We start from the raw sequence: 15,948 nt of genomic DNA, 5'->3' as shown, positions 1-15,948 counted from the left end.
AACCCTCCGAATAAGAATATTGTGAATATTTACTTCATGTCGATTGATGTCGAATCTAGTGTCGAATTCATTATTCGATAATAACATGCTTAAATAATTTTTCAAGGGTAAATGCAAAAGATTTTAGTAAATTTCAATTTTTCTTTTTTTGAAAGCCTTTTTAAATAATGGCTAACTATTCATTGTTGCTCTTGGGAGTGGTTGATTTCCGCTTCAGGCTGCTCGCTTTCCGCGGGGCGTGCGCTGAACCCCTCGGCGCAAGCGCCTGCGGGTTTCACCTGTCACGCTCGTTCCGCTGGAGTCTCGCACCTTGCACTCCAATCAACTAATCAATGAAGGTTATTTACAGAAACGTTCCTAAAGCAACAATCTTCTAGAAAATACCCGACAAAAAAGAGGCTGGTTTCTTAACGCGGAGAACCGCATGTAAGAAACCAGCCTTGAAATGCTACGAGATTTTATGGATTTTTGGCTTGTCTGATGAAGCCTTCTGGCTGGCCTGGATGGACCGTCCCAGAATAAGTGTGATGATGGCAGCAAGTACGAGTGAAGCAGCCAGGAAATAGAATCCGGCATGGAAGCTGCCTGTTAAGTCTTTAAACAGCCCGACAAATTTTGGGCCGTTATAGCCGCCGAGGTTGCCAATGGCGTTTTGCAGGCCGAGAGCCGCACCGACAATGCCTGCAGGAATGATCGCTGTAGGAATCGCCCAAAGCGGTCCGTACGGCGCATAGACACCAATCGCCGTAATGGATAACAAGATCATCTGAAGGGCGGGTGATTCCACAAATTGTCCTGCTACCATCGCAGCAGCACCAATCAGCAAAGGAATGACCACGTGCTGCACCCGGTTCATGCGCCGGTCGGACCAATAAGAGTTAAGGACCATTCCTACCAGTGCGAAGGTAAACGGAATCGCCGTCAGCCAGCCCATGACTGCAGAGTCTTTCGTAAATGTGCTGACCACGCTCGGTACCCACAAGGTGTATCCGTAGAAGCCGGTCATCCAGAAGAAATACATAACGACTAGTCCCCATACGGTCATGTTCTTAAATGCTGCACCGTATCCGGATGATTTTACGGCGCCTTTTTGTTCATTTTGAAGTTCAGCCGTAAGCTCGTTCCGTTCCTGGTCACTCATCCATTTGGCCTCAGAAGGCTTATCTTTGACCATGGCATACCAGACGAACGCCCAGATCAGCGGTGGTACACCTTCCAAGATCAGAACCGTCTTCCAGTCGAAATGTTTAAGCAAAAGGCCGGACAGGGGAGCCATCAGCATGGCGGATACAGGCAGGCAAGCCATCCAGAACGCATTGGCTCTTGCTCGTTCTTTAAGGGTAAACCAGTTGGCGAGCAGGACAAGCACAGCCGGCCAGACCCCGCCTTCCGCAACTCCTAAAAGAAAACGGACGAATTTCAGCTGGCCTTCTGTCTGAACAAAGCCTGTTGCCATCGCGGCAAGGCCCCACAGGATCATGAGAATGAAGATAAACTTTTTCGCTGACCATTTCGTGGCCAAAATGCCTCCGGGAATCTGCAGGATCAAATAACCGACAAAGAAAATTCCGGCAATATCTCCGGCGGCTGACGAGGAAATGTCCAAATCTTTTTGAATATAAGGCATCAGGACACCAATATTGATTCTGTCCATATATGCGAGCATGTACATGATAAATGCGACCGGGATGATCTTTCCCCATTTTGCTGAAGCCATCGTAACCCCTCCTGTTTTTAAAATTGTTGAAAAAGAAACCGTTTACATTTGTTTTTGGAAGAAGAGAGAGGCGGTGATTCCTCTCTCGTTTTTCTAAAATCAGACCTTCAGTGTACGGAAATGAACAGAATATTGAGCAGCGAGCTTGATGGCTTCCTCCATGCTGACAGAGCCCGCGATCCCTTGGCCTGCAATGTCAAACGCTGTGCCGTGGTCGACTGATGTACGAAGGAACGGCAAGCCATTGGTGATGGAGATCGTACGTTCAAAATCGGTCATCTTAGCGGCGATATGCCCCTGATCATGATAAAGGGAGAGCACTGCATCATATTTTCCGTGAAGTGCCTGATGGAAAACAGAATCTGCAGGGACAGGGCCAAATGCATTGATGCCTTGCTGCTTCGCACGCTCAATCCCCGGGCCGATCTCATCCAGTTCTTCCGAGCCGAACAGTCCATGCTCACCGCTGTGAGGATTCAGGCCGGCTACCGCCATTTTTCTACTTTCAATTCCAAGACGCTTTAGTGCTTCGTCACAGCGGACTAAATAATCATGCACACGGTCAGCAGTAATCTGGCCGATCGCATCCTTCAGTGATAAGTGTCGTGTCAGGAAGAAAATTCGCAATGAACGTACTTCAAACATGGTTAGCGGATCGTCTACACCCGTTAGGCCGGCAAGCATTTCGGTATGGCCGATATACGGCACTTCTGCGGCTTTCAAGGATTCTTTATTGATCGGTGTGGTGGCAATGGCGTCAACCTGCCCATTGTTGGCAAAGGCAATGCTTTTTTCAATATAGTCAAAAGCGGCTTGGCCGCAAATCGCCTGAACCTTTCCGATCTTCAGCTGGCTGATATCTATATTCTCAAGATTAACGATATCGATTGTTCCGAATTCATATTTTCCTTCTGCGGGGTCATTGATGGGATTCAGCCCAAGAGAAACACCAGCAAAGGTCATTGCCTGTTCAACAACGGAGGCTGTCCCGATTAGAACAGGGCGGCAAAGGTCATAGATTTCCTTTTTAGCGAGTGCCTTAACACTGATTTCAGGCCCGATTCCGGCAGGATCCCCCATAGGAATGGCAATGATTGGTTTAGCAGTATATTGTGTCATGATAATATCTCCTTTTCATTTGTCTTTTTTGTGAGCTGCCGCTGTAAAAATAAAACGGATTCTGTAATCGCAGATTCACTGCCTACCAGGCCGCCTTTTGTTACGACAGGCAGGCCGTCGAGGTAGCCGCCGATAAACCTTCCGTAGGCGGCTAGAGGAAACACCTCGTCAAGCAGCTGAATGCCATGGGTTTTGCCGGCGGCGCATATTGAAGCAGTCACATCTCCTCCGCTTGAAAAACATCCGCTGATGCTCGTTCTGCTTTTTTGGATGATTCTCTGGCTGATAATGGCAAGGCCGTCTGTAATCCTTCTGGCAAGTGATGCTTCGGTTGTGAGCTGCTCTTTGGCAATTACCCGAAGATCAAGCAGCGGGGCATCCTCCTGGAACGTCGTAACCAGCACAACTGCTTGTTCCTCCAGCAGCCGCAGCCCTTCGTTCATTCCTCTTAAAATTTCTGCGTCTCTTTCTCCATTCTCATCCCTTGCCAGTTTTAAAGGATCGATATAAACGGTATGAAGCGGCAGGTTTTCAGCCAGATGATGAATCTGCTTTCCAGTTACCGACGTACAGCTGCCGATCGTGAGCAAAATCTTCGGTGTGAAGGGAGAACCGCTGTATTTTTCCTTTACATAAGCGGCAGTCAGCGGTCCCGGATCGACAGGAACGAACGTCACATCCAGAGCCGCCATCGCTTTGGCGACAGCTTCTATCTGTTCTTCATTCACGGCGTCTGCTACGATGACCCGGCTGCCATCACTGATTTTTTCCTGAAGGCAGGAAGTGAGCTGGAACGATCCTTGCAGGACTTCATTCATCTCCAGGGTGGCCACAGGCTTGGCGCATTGTCTGCTAATAATGGAAGGAACGTGCGACTCGTTCAGCGGTGCTTGCGGATCTTTAGCCACGTCAGTTTCCTGGACTGGCGTGCCGTTCACAAGCAGGTAGCCTCCAACGGTCGTTCGTCCAGACACAGGATAGGACGGCATAACGACGGCAACGGAATCTTCTCCCAAGGCATCCAGGCAGGCATCGATTTCACCGCCAATATTTCCCCGGCCTGTACTGTCGATGCGTTTGCAAAAGAGCTCTACGCCCTGTCCCGACAGGCTGCCGATAATATCTGAAACTCGTTTGTACGCTACGTGCTTCGGGGTGTAGCGGCTGTCAGTGTCAATGCAGATCGCGTCATAGTTATAGGCCGTTTGCGGGGAGAAGCCATGCAGGATGGTTGCTGTTGATATACCTTGTTTGGTCAGAAGTACTCCCGTCGCGTTGGCGCCAGTCAGATCATCGGCGATCACTGCAATTCTCATCCATGACTCACCTCGTTTTCTTTTACGGTATATATGGAGGTTATTTCTCCATATCGCACCTCATCTTCAGGTGTTAATTCTGCATCGGTAATGATGCCTTCTATCTTTTCCAGAGAACATACTTGTGAAAAAGAGCTTTTGTTGAACTTTTGAGAATCTGCTACGACCCAAGTTGTAGTGGCTGCGTCAGCCATCAATCTCTTAATCAAGGCTTTTTCCATTGTTGGAGCGGTCAGCCCTTTTTCAAGATTGATAGCGTGCGTGCCCATGAATAAAAGGTCGACTCGGATCTGATTAAGCAGGTCCTGCGCATGAGGGCCCACGAACGAACCAATTCCTCTTTGCAGGGTGCCGCCCGTACAGATGATCTCCGATGGACTTTCGATCAGTTCAGCGGCAATCTTCAGATCGTTTGTCACAATCGTTAAGTCGTCTCTGGATTTGATCACTTTGGCAATCTCCAGAGTGGTTGTCCCGGAGTCTAATAGAATCTGTGCCCCCTCCGGAATCAGGCTTGCCGCATACTTGGCGATCAGGTGTTTTTGGTTCACCCTCGTCATCGATTTGTTTTGATAGGGGGTCTCCGGGATGAGCGGGTTCACCGCAACAGCCCCTCCGTGGGTCCGGATGACTTTCCCTTCCTTTTCTAACTGGGCCAGATCCCTTCGGATCGTCATACCAGAAACGTTCAATTCTCCAACCAGCTGTTCAATTTGAACTTTTCCTTCTTTATCGGTTCGTTTTAAGATTTCTAGTTTTCGTTCTAACGGGAGCATGTTGTTCATCCTTATCATCATCTTTTGTTCAATTATGTTACTTTATGTTCATTTATGCAAGGTTTTTTTCAGAATATTTATAAAAAGGCTGTTTTCTTAGCCTATGTTGTCCTTGGAAGTGGTTGATTTCCGTTCCAGGACGCTCGCTTTCCGCGGGGCGTGCGCTGAACCCCTCGGCGCTGGCGCCTGCGGGTTTCACCTGTCCCGCTCGTCCCGCTGGAGTCTCGCACCTTCCGCTCCAATCAAATAAAAAACTCTCTTATCAGGGGAGATAAGAGAGTTTAAAAGTTACATTTCTTCGGGCGCTTTAATGCCGAGAAGGCGCAAACCTTCTTTTAGTACGACGGTTACGGCATTAACGAGTGAGACACGGCTGGCGAGGGTTTCATCCTCCTCAAGCACTCTAATGTGGCTGTAAAATGCATTAAACTCCTGAGCCACATTGATCAAGTACTTGGCAATCTGGGAAGGTTCATAGAGTCTGAGACTTTTTTGAATGACATCAGGAAACGCCATGAGCGTTTTTACCAGCTCCCAGCTATAGTCGTCATCAAGCCCGGTGTTCATACCGCTCACGTTTCCTGCTTTTCTCAGGATGGAGCAGGCACGTGCGTGTGCATATTGAACATACAGACCTGTTTCCCCCTCGAACTTCAGCATATCTTCAAGTGAAAACTCGATATTGTTCAGTCTTTCGTTCTTTAAATCGTGGAAAATAATCGATCCCACACCGATTTGCTTTGCTACTTCCTCTTTGTTGGGAAGGCCTGGATTCTTAAGCTCGATATTCTTCTTGGCGAGTGTGATCGCTTCTTGAATGACTTCTTCCAGGAGAACGACTTTGCCTTTTCGGGTCGACATCTTTTTCCCGTCTTTTAAAATGAAGCCGAACGGGATGTGGACCATCTCCTCGGCCCAGTGATAGCCCATTTTCTGAAGAACGAGGAAGATCTGCTGGAAATGCAGGCTTTGTTCGTGACCGACGACATACAGACTTTTCACAAAATGATAGATTTCCTGGCGATAGAGGGCTGCTGTCAGATCCCGGGTCGCATAGAGTGTAGCGCCATCTGATTTTTTGATGAGGCAAGGAGGAAGGCCGGAATCATCGAGCTTCACAACTTTCGCACCGTCAGATTGTGTAAGCAGTCCTTTTTCCTTTAAAAGAGCAACCGTGTTTTCCATCTTATCGTTATAAAAAGCCTCGCCGTGGTACGTATCAAACTCAATATCCAGCAGCGAGTAGATTTTTGAAAACTCCTGAAGCGATTCATCACGGAACCATTTCCATAGCGCTGTTGCTTCCTCATTTTTGTCCTCGAGCTTTTTAAACCAAAATCTCGCTTCATCCTCAAGGGCAGGCTGTGATTCGGCCTCTTTATGGAATTTTACATAAAGGCTTAGCAGCTCTTTTATCGGATTCTGCTTCACCGTTTCTTCGCTTCCCCAGCGCTTGTAAGCGACGATCAACTTGCCGAATTGAGTTCCCCAGTCGCCGATATGGTTGATACGGACAGGCTTGTAGCCGCACTTTTCGGTAAGATTGGCGAGCGCGTTTCCGATGACGGTCGAGCGGAGGTGGCCCATGGAGAACGGCTTGGCGATGTTCGGGGAAGAGAGATCAATCGTGATGTGTTCTCCGTTGCCGATGGCTGCTGATCCGTAAGCGTTATGCTGCTTCAGGATTGCCGTCACGATTTCCTTGCTGACGGCTTCTCTTTTATAAAAACCATTGATGTAGGGACCCTGCGCTTCCACTCTTTCAAACAGCGGGGTGCTGATTTGAGAAGAGAGGTCTGACGCGATGAGCTGCGGCGCTTTTTTCAGCGTTTTTGCGAGAGTGAAACAAGGGAAAGCAATATCACCTTGAACCGAATGCCTCGGTTTTTCAATGAGTTTCTCAATTTTTTCTAAGCTAAGAACATCATTAAGCTGATTTGCGATGATTTGGGCAAATTCTTTTTTTAGCTCCGACATTATGTTCGACCGCCTTTTTTTGAAATAAGGTTATTTTTTAAGCAAAAATGAATGATTTTGAATAAATTTTTAAGCGGTGGTTCTTAATCATCCGTGTTGGATGGTTATTATTGTTTCCTTTAAACCTTTTTGCGGGGAATTCGGACGCTGGATCTGCCCCTTTTAAATGCAAAGTCGTCATGCCAGTTTTTTTATTTTCAAATTTACGGGTTTATGTTCAAAAATGCCGATTTATGTTCAAAAAACCTGATTTATGTTCAAAATCCACTCCTTTATTTTCAACCGGTTTATACGCGACACCTTTCGGCAGAATCCGACGCGTTTATTGCAGAAGAACGATCCAGCCAGCAAAAATAAAAAAATCCCGCCTCTAAAATTAGAGACGGGATGTATGACCCGCGGTACCACTCTTATTGTTCAATAAAGAACCGACTTAATGCTAATAACGGGGTTCTCCCCGGCCGCCATACGGATTACTGTTTAGGCTGGCTCCTCAGAAGTGCGGTTCATCGTACAGCATCCGTCAGGCTTTCACCGTCCCTGACTCGCTTTGTTCTGCATGCAGGATTACTCTCTTCCTCATCGAAAAGGTATTGTTTTTTGTGATTATATAGAAGAAAGGTAAAGGAAGCAACCAAATTTTTCAAAATTAAGGTTATCTTAAGGAAACCCGTTTAGAGTTACTCCTAGGAAGAAATGGACAGGAGTGATGAAAGATGAAAAAGAACAATTATGTAAAGTTTGGTTTGGACTTGGCGATGAGTATTACGTTTGTTTTGCTGTTTAACAAGAGAGTGTTTGGCGGGATGACTTTTCACGAAGTGGCAGGAACGGTGATCGGGGTTGCATTTCTGACTCACATGGCCTTGAACTGGCGATGGATCAAGAATGTTTCTTTGAAACTATTCGATAAGAAATTGCCAGGAAAAACACGGTTTAGCTATGGATTAAATCTTGTACTGTTAGTATGTATGACCACCATTATGGTAAGCGGAATTTTTGTTTCAAGGGTGCTCTTTCCCAATACTAATATAGGAAATGAAGGATGGTTTAAGATGCTGCACATTTCGTTATCGTTCTTGACCTTGATCATTGTGGGAATTCATGTCGGCATGCATTGGAAATGGGTCATCAACATCTGGAACCGCATCTTTTCCATTAAGGAACCGAAACAATGGATGGGCTGGACGGCTAATGGAGCGATGGCAGTTGTTCTGCTGTTTGGTGTCTTTCAGATCTTTGAAACAGGGTTTATTTCACGGTCGGTGAGTGTGTTCGGCATCTTTTCAAGCGGCGGGCAGCCGGCGATGGCTGAAGGTGGCAAGGGGGCATTCGGGCAGAGGCCTGACATGGATGGAGACGGCGGCGGACAGGAATTCGGCGGACCGCGTCCTGGAGAGCAGGCAAGCGGAACGAGTGATGGCGGTCAATCGGGAAGGCCGGCACCGGGATCGTTCAGCAAGGGAGAACGGCCTTCTGGATTCGATGGTGACGATGATATGGGAGGCGGACGCGAACGGGAAGACTTTGGAGGCCGGGAGCATGGCTTCGGGGGCGATGTGAGCGCCCTGTCTGTCATTGCTACCTATACCGGGGTCATGGCGGTCTTCGCCGTGCTGGCTTACTATGGCGGAAAGTTTTTGGGGAGAAGAAAGAAGAGGTTGAGTTAATGGAGGGTGCCAGGCACCGCGTTTTGACATATGTCAAAAGCTGGTGCCTGGCACCCTTTCTGTTATAATTTAGGGAACTACTGTTGAGGGGGTTAACGGAGATGACGATGACGTACCTTGAAACCTTGCATGAAGAAATACGAAGCAGGCAGAATCCGGCCGATGCGGTAAAGATGCAGTCTTACATGAAGAATAAATTTACCTTCTATGGCTTGAAGTCACCGATTATGAAAGAGGTTATGAAGAATCATGTGAAAATGTACGGGCTGCCTGAGATGAGCATCCCCGAAATGACGAAGAAATGCTGGAACTACAGAGAACGGGAAATGCAGTACATGGGCATGTTTTTTGTGGACAAGCTGAAGAAGGGCATGCAGGAAGACGATCTTAAAGCTTTAGAGAACACGATCACTGAAAAGTCGTGGTGGGATACGGTGGATCATATCGCCAAGCACCATATGGGACATTACATACAAACGTTCAAGCATCGGGAACAGGAATTGGTGGAGAAATGGATTCATTCACCGAACATGTGGCTGAACCGGACCGCGATTCTTTATCAGCTCGGCTATAAAAAAGATACGAACGAAGACATCTTAAAATACGTTATTGAGCAGCAGAAGGAGAACAAAGAGTTCTTTATCCGCAAAGCGATCGGCTGGGCATTGAGGGAATATGCCAAGACCAACCCCGATTACGTTGTCGAGTTCGTCAACTCCACAGAACTCCAGCCCTTGAGCAGAAAAGAAGCCCTTAAGAATATACAGTTAGCCTAGAACGGTGAAACGGTGCCAGGCACTGCGTTTTGACATCTGTCAAAAGCGAGTGCCTGGCACCGTTTTTTTATTGCTCTATGATCTCCTTTGGCTTTTGAACTTCGTGAACAGCTGGAAGACCGATTGGGCAAAAAATAAAGCAATCAATAACACCACAACACAGATTTCTATGAGTTCCATTACTTTGAAAGGAGACAAGGCATTAAGGATCGCTGTTTTCATATCAAATCCTTCGTAGATATCCAAAGTCAGAGAGAAACATGTCAACAGTATAAACATCGATAGGGTAATACCCAGAATTTTCATCGTTCCATCACACTCCGCCCCTAGTATCTCCAAAATGAACGCTATCCATTAAGAGAGGACAGAATAAGGAAGAGGAGCCAGGGAAACCCTAAAAGAAAATCACGTAGAAAGGTATTGTGCCTCTTATGCCTTCTTTTTTCAAAAAGAAAAAACTTCAAAAGAATCAACCCTCTCAAGAGCATGAGAAGCCAAAAAAGCCTAATTCTTTTCCCATTTCTCCTGTACTTGATGAGAATATTGAGATCATTAAAACACAGACAGGGAACAGCAGTGAGATTATCATTCGAACGTTTAACCATTCTCCCCGGTTTCAAGCCCGAACCGCTATTGTTTATGTGAAAGGGATAACGGACCAGCAGACCATTCAGGATCTTTTGATCGAATCGATCCTGAAACCAGGTGCTCATGTGGCAGATCAGGAAAATCTGGCAGCGATGGTGGAAGAAATCATGCCTCTTGGAAACATAGAACAGGTTGATGATTGGTCTGTCTTGTTCGAATCTCTCATGGCGGGGGACACGATTATTTTTGTCGATGGCTATTATTCGGCCGTACGGGCATGTACAGAAGGCGGAGAAAAACGTTCCATTGAAGAACCGAGTACACAGCGGGCGATCCGAGGTTCAAGAGAAGGATTTACAGAATATATAGAAACGAACATATCCATGGTCCGAAGACTGATTCAGAATCCCCTGCTATGGACCGAATCCATGAAAATTGGAAAAGTGACCAAAACCAACGTCACCATCATGTATATCAAAGGAATAGCGAAGGATGAGGTGATTGTTGAGCTTCGTAAACGGCTTAATAAAATCGATATCGATGGAGTTCTGGAGTCCGGGTATATCGAACAGCTCATTGAAGACCAATCCATTACAGCATTTCCTACCCTGTACTATTCCGAGCGTCCGGATACGGTTGCGGGCAATCTATTGGAAGGGCGCTTTGCAGTCTTCGTTAACGGAACACCGTTCGTTCTTCTCGGACCTGCCGTATTTGTGCAGTTCTTTCAGTCGATTGAAGATTACACCGAACGTTTTTACATCTCCACCGCTATAAGATTATTACGGGTTCTGGTCTTTTTTATCTCGCTCATCGGACCAGCGACCTATATTGCCGCAACGACCTTCCATCAGGAGATGATTCCGACTCAGCTTTTGATTGCCATCGCCGCACAGCGGGAAGCCGTTCCTTTCCCGAGTTTTGTGGAAGCACTCATCATGGAAGTTACGTTTGAGATCCTGAGGGAAGCAGGAATCCGAATGCCTAAAGCGATTGGGTCTGCCATCTCCATCGTCGGTGCCCTTGTTATCGGACAGGCAGCGGTTCAGGCGGGAGTCGTATCGCCTGCCATGGTCATTATCGTAGCAATTACCGCGATCGCCAGTTTTGCCACTCCGTCCATTGCGATCGCGATATCGGCCCGTCTGCTTCGTTTTATTTTTATGATCAGTGCCGCTACCTTTGGTTTTTATGGCATGATCTTAGTCTTTATCATGCTGGTCGTTCATTTATGCAGCCTAAGATCTTTCGGCGTTCCTTACATGTCTCCTCTTGCTCCATTCATCCCTGCAGAGGTAGGAGACACGTTTATTCGGGCTCCCATGTGGACGGGAACGAAACGGCCGGCCTACATCAGCGGACCCAACCAGCAGCGTGATGGAGACAATATGAGCAAACCGGAGCCGGAACAGAGACGGATTCTGGTTACAGAAAATGAAGGTGATCAAAATGAGACGTAGCGTGATCGTTTTTATCACAGTGGGACTGCTGCTTTCATTGCTTTCAGGCTGCTGGAGCAAAAAAGAGCTGAACGATCTGGCCCTCGTCTCTGCGGTGGGCATTGATCTTGATAAAAAAGGAAGATATTTAGGCACCTTTCAATTTGTTAATCCAGGCAATGTGACAGGAGGGTTCCAAGGGGGAGGTGGGGGCAGCGGAAATGCGGTCTCCGTCTATTCGACAACAGGGGATAATATGGATGAGTTAAGCCGCCGCATGTCTACCAAAGTTTCGCGAAACCTCTATTATGCCCATGCGAATCTGCTTGTCATCAGTGACAAATTGGCGAAGAAAAAAGGGTTGAATCCCATCCTGGATGCCTTTGACCGGGATGCGACGTTCCGGAAAACAGCAACCATCGTGATCGCTCATAAAACAAAGGCAAGTGATATTGTAAAAACACTGACAGCTATCGATAAAGTTCCAGCGAACAAAGTGATCAAACTGTTGAGGTTCTCCGAAAGAGTATGGGGGCAGGCGATCAATGTAACCTTATTGGATGTGGTAAAAGATTTATTGGATGACGGAAAACAGCCCGTCATCAGCGGGTTTTATTTAAAGGGTTCTAGTGCGATCGGAGAACGCGTTGAGAACATAACGCAGTCAACACCCCAGGCAGCTCCCCAAATTGATGGCCTGGCTTTATTTAAAGGCGGAAAGCTTAAGGGCTGGCTCTATGGGAGGAAAGCCAAAGGAGCCGTCTGGGTGATGAACAAGACTCAAAAAACAGAAGTCAATATAAACAAAAAGGGGAGGAAGGAAGCGATTGCTTTTGAAGTACTCCGGCAGAACACGAAGATTTCTTCTTCCGTTAAGAAAGGAAGTACCCAGCTTACTGTCAGTGTACAAACCGAAGGAAATATTGGGGGAACGGATGTTCCTGTCAATCTTAAAGACCCGCATGTGATCGCACAATTGGAGAAAGGTTTTGAAAAGGAGATCGCTGCAGAGATTAGAAGCGCCATAAAAGAGGCACAACATAAAAAAACCGATATATTCGGCTTCGGGGATACGGTCCATCGTTCGCAGCCTGACACATGGAAAAGGATTTCGGGAAAATGGGAGGAGGATTATTTTTCGAAAGCAAACATTAAGGTGAAGGTCCATGCCTTCGTTCGCCAAACCGCTCTGAGGAACAATTCTTATCTCACAGATGAGAAATAAAAAGAAGGGGGGCAAAGCAATGGAAAAAGCAAGAATAACACCATATCAGCTGTTTGCCCTTGTTCTATTATTTGAGCTGGGCAGTGCCCTGCTTGTAGCGGTGGGGATCGAAGCCAAGCAGGATGCGTGGATCGTTATCCTGCTTGGGATGCTTGGGGGATTAGGGCTTTTTTTCATCTGTTACCGGCTGTATTGTTTTTACCCGGACATGCTGCCGACAGAATACCTTCAAAAGGTTGTAGGCAAAGGAATCGGGCGTCCGATTGCCTATTTGTACATGCTGTATAACCTTTATATCGCGGGAAGGGTCCTGCGGGATTTTGGCACCATGCTGCTGACATTTGCTTACATTGAAACACCCCTTTTAATCGCCAACACCTTAATGATCCTGGTCATTATCTATACCGTCTCAAAAGGAATTGAAGTATTGGCGAGAACAGGAGAACTCTTTTTGGTCTTCATTTATTTGTTGGCAGGATCTGGTGTGATCCTCGTATTATTCTCTGGAGTAATTGATATCCACAACCTGCAGCCTGTGCTAGAAAACGGCTGGAAGCCGATTATTAAAACCACCCTAAAAGAGTCCATGTATTTTCCCTTTGGAGAACTCCTTGTGTTTACGATGATTTTTCCTTATGTGGAGGATGCCAAAAAGCTGAGGAACGCCAGTGTGCTTGCCACTGTGGTCAGTGGGCTGTCGCTGGCTCTGGTCATGATGTTCAATATCAGCATCCTTGGTGTGAATCTTACAGCACTGTCTCAATTCCCTTTGCTGAGCACCATCCAAACCATCCAGGTCGCCGATTTTTTGGAGCGCCTGGACGTCTATTTCATGATTGCTTTAGTCGTGGGAGGTTTTTTTAAGATAAGTCTCTTTTTGTACGTGGCTGTAATAGGGACGGCGAACCTCTTCAACGTAAAACCGGCTTCCAGGCTGAGTTATCCGCTCGGGCTTGTCGTACTGTTTATGTCCATGACAATGGCAAGCAACTATTCTGAGCATATTAAAGAAGGAATCGGGATCGTTCCGCTCTTATTGCATCTTCCTTTTCAATACATTTTCCCTATCATTGTCTTCATCGTGGCGTATTTTAAAAATAAGAATAAAAGTAAAAATCAAAAGGCAAACTAAAAAAACGGTGCCAGGCACCGCTCTTTGACATATGTCAAAAAGGGGTGCCTGGCACCATATCAATTAAAACTGAGCTTTAATTTGAGCAGCCAACGCTTCAGCGCTTTCTTTCACTTGCGCTTCATTTAACATGCGGACGCCCTGTACTTTGAAGACAGGTAGGTAACGCATGCCAGTCAGATTGGCAGTCGCCTGGAACGGCTTCAGCAGTTCACTAAGGCTGTAGTTGTTGTAGCCTCCTGCTTGATACGCTTCTTCCGGTCCGCCGGTTGAGATCGCAAGCATGAATTCCTTGCCGTTCAATTTAGTGCCTTCAGCGCCGTAAGCCCATCCGTAAGTCAACACAACATCCTGCCATTCTTTTAATAAAGCAGGGCTGCTGTACCAGTAGAGCGGGAATTGGAAGACGATGCGGTCATGTGCCAGCAAAAGCTCTTGTTCACGCTCCATGTCAATCTTTCCATCCGGATAGGCAGCATATAATTCATGAACCGTTACATCCTCTTCTTCACGAAGACGATTCATCCATGTTTTGTTTACAAGTGATCCTTCCATATTTGGGTGAGCGGCAATAACTAAAGTTTTCATTTGATTTCCTCCTAGGTTTTTTTTATTTTCCTTCAAAAGCGACTTCTGTCTCAGAGCGCTCTTGGTTCATCGTGTAAAAAGTGTCTGCGATATGTTCTGGTGAAAAAGGTGTTCCTTCTTTAACAAACCCTTTAACCGTCAAGGTGCCCACATAGATGCCTTTTTCGCTTAATTCCTGGCTTAGGCTATACGCCAGGTTGCGGATTCCCGCTTTTCCGACAGCTAATGAAGCATAATCAGCATACGGTTGAAGAGCCAATCCACCGCCAGTCAGCAGAATGGATCCGTTTTCCATATGCGGCAGGACTTCTTTCACACTTAGTAATGCCCCGGCCACACTGATTTTAAAATCACGGACAAGGTCTTCAGCGGTAAGTTCGGTCGGCCTACCAGGCTTGCCGGAAGCAGCATTGTAAAGCAGTACGTCAATTCGGCCAAACGTATCAACGACAGCAGAAATCGCCGTTTTTAAGCTGATTTCCGAAGAAACATCTCCTGTGAAGCCTTTTGCTTCAATCCCGGCAGCTCGTAGTTCATTTTCATACTCCTGAAGTGCTTCAAGCCTTCTTGCGATAAGTGCGACTTTAAACCCTTCACGTCCAAACCTTTTCGCCGCTCCCATACTGATCCCTGGGCCTGCACCGACGATAACGATCACTTTTTCAGTCATCCATCCAACCTCCTTGAAAAATGTTTGTATATACAAATGAACAGGTAAAAATTTTTAATGCTCTTCTTCGAGTTTGTTGCTTGCTTCATGAAGCATCTTGCTTAAATCCAGGCTGAAGTCTTTGCCCAGCACGTCAGAATAGCTGGCAAACATCTCTTTTAACGAAGCGCGGAAACGATCATAGACCTTTACCCCTTCTTCCGTCAGTGAAATGTGCGTTTCTTTGCCGTTCACCTTTCTGTTCACGAGCATTTGTTTTTCGAGCTTATCGATAAACCTTGTGCTTGTGGAAGGAGCGATCGACAGCTTGCTGCACAGCTCTTTCTGGGTAATATCCGGATTAAACTTCACAATCATGATCATGTACAAATAAGAGGGAGCCAGATCTCCGCCGTCCAATGTCTTTTCTGCCAATTTTGTAATGTTTCTTGCAAAACGGCTGGCAGTAAAATATAAACAATGCATCAGTACTTTTTCTTCTTCGGTCACGGTCATCCATCCCTTTCATTTGCATATACAAATTAACACGAAAACAAATCTGCCGTCAACAATTATTTACTCATGAAATCATAGGATGTCCAGCAGCGGTTCATCGTAATCTGGTTTTGTTCAGCGAACTCATCACCCTATCTGCACATTTTAAAAAGAACAGGCTGCAGCTTTTTCCCCATGTCAGTGGTGGCGTATTCCACATGTGATTCTCCTAATGCTGTTCGGCTGACTAAGCCATGTTCCTGAAGTTCTTTCAGCTGCTGGGTGAGCATTTTCTGTGTGATCTCCGGCATCGAACGTTTCAGCTCGTTAAACCGTTTCGGTCCTTCATTTAAATTCCATAAAATTAAAACCTTCCATTTTCCGCCGATGATGTCGATGACAAGATCGATGGCGCATGTGTACTCAGGTTGGAGCTGTTTCACTGCAAGTCCTCCTCTTATTTTGGACAGGTTACGAAATG

At 46.5% G+C, this 15,948-nt stretch carries 15 protein-coding genes and 1 other annotated feature; of the genes, 5 read left to right on the top strand and 10 right to left on the bottom strand.

What is annotated here, in order from left to right:
* Nucleotides 1–448: 448 nt before the first annotated feature.
* From LCY76_RS21300 to argS, 5 genes are all read right to left on the bottom strand, one after another.
* On the bottom strand, nt 449–1,717 hold the full coding sequence (locus LCY76_RS21300; protein WP_053356557.1) for an MFS transporter: 1,269 nt from the start codon (nt 1,715–1,717) through the stop codon (nt 449–451).
* Nucleotides 1,718–1,816: 99 nt separating this feature from the next.
* Entirely contained in the window at nt 1,817–2,836 is a 1,020-nt protein-coding gene (gene pdxA / locus LCY76_RS21295; protein WP_248254332.1) for a 4-hydroxythreonine-4-phosphate dehydrogenase PdxA, read from the bottom strand.
* Nucleotides 2,833–4,152, bottom strand: coding sequence for a four-carbon acid sugar kinase family protein (locus LCY76_RS21290; protein WP_248254331.1), 1,320 nt, complete (start codon nt 4,150–4,152; stop codon nt 2,833–2,835). Before LCY76_RS21290 ends, pdxA begins: the two co-directional genes overlap by 4 nt.
* Nucleotides 4,149–4,928, bottom strand: a complete 780-nt coding sequence (locus LCY76_RS21285; RefSeq protein ID WP_248254330.1) for a DeoR/GlpR family DNA-binding transcription regulator — start codon at nt 4,926–4,928, stop codon at nt 4,149–4,151. Before LCY76_RS21285 ends, LCY76_RS21290 begins: the two co-directional genes overlap by 4 nt.
* A 288-nt stretch (nt 4,929–5,216) precedes the next feature.
* Complete coding sequence (argS, locus tag LCY76_RS21280; RefSeq protein ID WP_248254329.1) at nt 5,217–6,905, bottom strand: arginine--tRNA ligase; 1,689 nt, start codon at nt 6,903–6,905, stop codon at nt 5,217–5,219.
* 375 nt (nt 6,906–7,280) lie between these two features.
* Nucleotides 7,281–7,497, bottom strand: a binding site (T-box leader).
* A 124-nt stretch (nt 7,498–7,621) separates the two neighbouring features.
* Between argS and LCY76_RS21275 the strand changes: the two genes are divergently transcribed.
* Together LCY76_RS21275 and LCY76_RS21270 are read left to right on the top strand one after the other, a co-directional pair.
* Nucleotides 7,622–8,575, top strand: coding sequence for a DUF4405 domain-containing protein (locus LCY76_RS21275; RefSeq protein WP_248254328.1), 954 nt, complete (start codon nt 7,622–7,624; stop codon nt 8,573–8,575).
* 101 nt (nt 8,576–8,676) lie between these two features.
* Nucleotides 8,677–9,351 (top strand): DNA alkylation repair protein, encoded by a 675-nt coding sequence (locus LCY76_RS21270; protein ID WP_248254327.1) that lies wholly within the window; start codon nt 8,677–8,679, stop codon nt 9,349–9,351.
* A gap of 75 nt (nt 9,352–9,426) precedes the next feature.
* Here the strand turns inward: LCY76_RS21270 and LCY76_RS24240 are convergent, their stop codons facing one another.
* Entirely contained in the window at nt 9,427–9,657 is a 231-nt protein-coding gene (locus LCY76_RS24240) for a YczF family membrane protein (RefSeq protein ID WP_486599190.1), read from the bottom strand.
* Between the two features lie 125 nt (nt 9,658–9,782).
* On the opposite strand from LCY76_RS24240, the gene LCY76_RS21265 reads away from it, so the two are divergent.
* The 3 genes from LCY76_RS21265 to LCY76_RS21255 are packed head-to-tail and all read left to right on the top strand — an operon-like array spanning nt 9,783 to nt 13,735.
* The gene (locus tag LCY76_RS21265) at nt 9,783–11,399 is read left to right on the top strand and encodes a spore germination protein (protein WP_248254326.1); all 1,617 of its coding nucleotides are present in this window, start codon (nt 9,783–9,785) and stop codon (nt 11,397–11,399) included.
* Nucleotides 11,389–12,603, top strand: coding sequence for a Ger(x)C family spore germination protein (locus LCY76_RS21260; protein ID WP_248254325.1), 1,215 nt, complete (start codon nt 11,389–11,391; stop codon nt 12,601–12,603). The genes LCY76_RS21265 and LCY76_RS21260 overlap by 11 nt, the downstream gene beginning before the upstream one ends.
* Nucleotides 12,604–12,622: 19 nt before the next feature.
* The gene (locus LCY76_RS21255) at nt 12,623–13,735 is read left to right on the top strand and encodes a GerAB/ArcD/ProY family transporter (RefSeq protein ID WP_248254324.1); all 1,113 of its coding nucleotides are present in this window, start codon (nt 12,623–12,625) and stop codon (nt 13,733–13,735) included.
* Between the two features lie 63 nt (nt 13,736–13,798).
* On the opposite strand, the gene LCY76_RS21250 is transcribed toward LCY76_RS21255, so the two are convergent.
* The 4 genes from LCY76_RS21250 to LCY76_RS21235 all read right to left on the bottom strand — a co-directional run bounded on the left by LCY76_RS21250 (nt 13,799) and on the right by LCY76_RS21235 (nt 15,910).
* Complete coding sequence (locus tag LCY76_RS21250) at nt 13,799–14,323, bottom strand: NAD(P)H-dependent oxidoreductase (RefSeq protein ID WP_248254323.1); 525 nt, start codon at nt 14,321–14,323, stop codon at nt 13,799–13,801.
* Nucleotides 14,324–14,345: 22 nt separating this feature from the next.
* Complete coding sequence (locus LCY76_RS21245) at nt 14,346–14,993, bottom strand: SDR family NAD(P)-dependent oxidoreductase (RefSeq protein ID WP_248254322.1); 648 nt, start codon at nt 14,991–14,993, stop codon at nt 14,346–14,348.
* 54 nt (nt 14,994–15,047) lie between these two features.
* Nucleotides 15,048–15,482 (bottom strand): MarR family winged helix-turn-helix transcriptional regulator, encoded by a 435-nt coding sequence (locus LCY76_RS21240; RefSeq protein WP_248254321.1) that lies wholly within the window; start codon nt 15,480–15,482, stop codon nt 15,048–15,050.
* Between the two features lie 137 nt (nt 15,483–15,619).
* Nucleotides 15,620–15,910, bottom strand: coding sequence for a winged helix-turn-helix transcriptional regulator (locus LCY76_RS21235; RefSeq protein WP_248254320.1), 291 nt, complete (start codon nt 15,908–15,910; stop codon nt 15,620–15,622).
* Between the last annotated feature and the right edge of the window lie 38 nt (nt 15,911–15,948).

This window comes from Fictibacillus marinisediminis, from assembly GCF_023149135.1.
GTDB lineage: Bacteria > Bacillota > Bacilli > Bacillales > Fictibacillaceae > Fictibacillus_C > Fictibacillus_C marinisediminis.
This window is presented reverse-complemented; position numbering and strand designations above follow the sequence as displayed.

Excerpts from the sequence above, each read along its gene's own strand:
- LCY76_RS21300 (WP_053356557.1), bottom strand. The coding sequence starts at position 1,717 with ATGGCTTCAGCAAAATGGGGAAAGATCATCCCGGTCGCATTTATCATG.
- pdxA (WP_248254332.1), bottom strand. The coding sequence starts at position 2,836 with ATGACACAATATACTGCTAAACCAATCATTGCCATTCCTATGGGGGAT.
- LCY76_RS21290 (WP_248254331.1), bottom strand. The coding sequence starts at position 4,152 with ATGAGAATTGCAGTGATCGCCGATGATCTGACTGGCGCCAACGCGACG.
- LCY76_RS21285 (WP_248254330.1), bottom strand. The coding sequence starts at position 4,928 with ATGCTCCCGTTAGAACGAAAACTAGAAATCTTAAAACGAACCGATAAA.
- argS (WP_248254329.1), bottom strand. The coding sequence starts at position 6,905 with ATGTCGGAGCTAAAAAAAGAATTTGCCCAAATCATCGCAAATCAGCTT.
- LCY76_RS21275 (WP_248254328.1), top strand. The coding sequence starts at position 7,622 with ATGAAAAAGAACAATTATGTAAAGTTTGGTTTGGACTTGGCGATGAGT.
- LCY76_RS21270 (WP_248254327.1), top strand. The coding sequence starts at position 8,677 with ATGACGATGACGTACCTTGAAACCTTGCATGAAGAAATACGAAGCAGG.
- LCY76_RS24240 (WP_486599190.1), bottom strand. The coding sequence starts at position 9,657 with ATGAAAATTCTGGGTATTACCCTATCGATGTTTATACTGTTGACATGT.
- LCY76_RS21265 (WP_248254326.1), top strand. The coding sequence starts at position 9,783 with ATGCCTTCTTTTTTCAAAAAGAAAAAACTTCAAAAGAATCAACCCTCT.
- LCY76_RS21260 (WP_248254325.1), top strand. The coding sequence starts at position 11,389 with ATGAGACGTAGCGTGATCGTTTTTATCACAGTGGGACTGCTGCTTTCA.
- LCY76_RS21255 (WP_248254324.1), top strand. The coding sequence starts at position 12,623 with ATGGAAAAAGCAAGAATAACACCATATCAGCTGTTTGCCCTTGTTCTA.
- LCY76_RS21250 (WP_248254323.1), bottom strand. The coding sequence starts at position 14,323 with ATGAAAACTTTAGTTATTGCCGCTCACCCAAATATGGAAGGATCACTT.
- LCY76_RS21245 (WP_248254322.1), bottom strand. The coding sequence starts at position 14,993 with ATGACTGAAAAAGTGATCGTTATCGTCGGTGCAGGCCCAGGGATCAGT.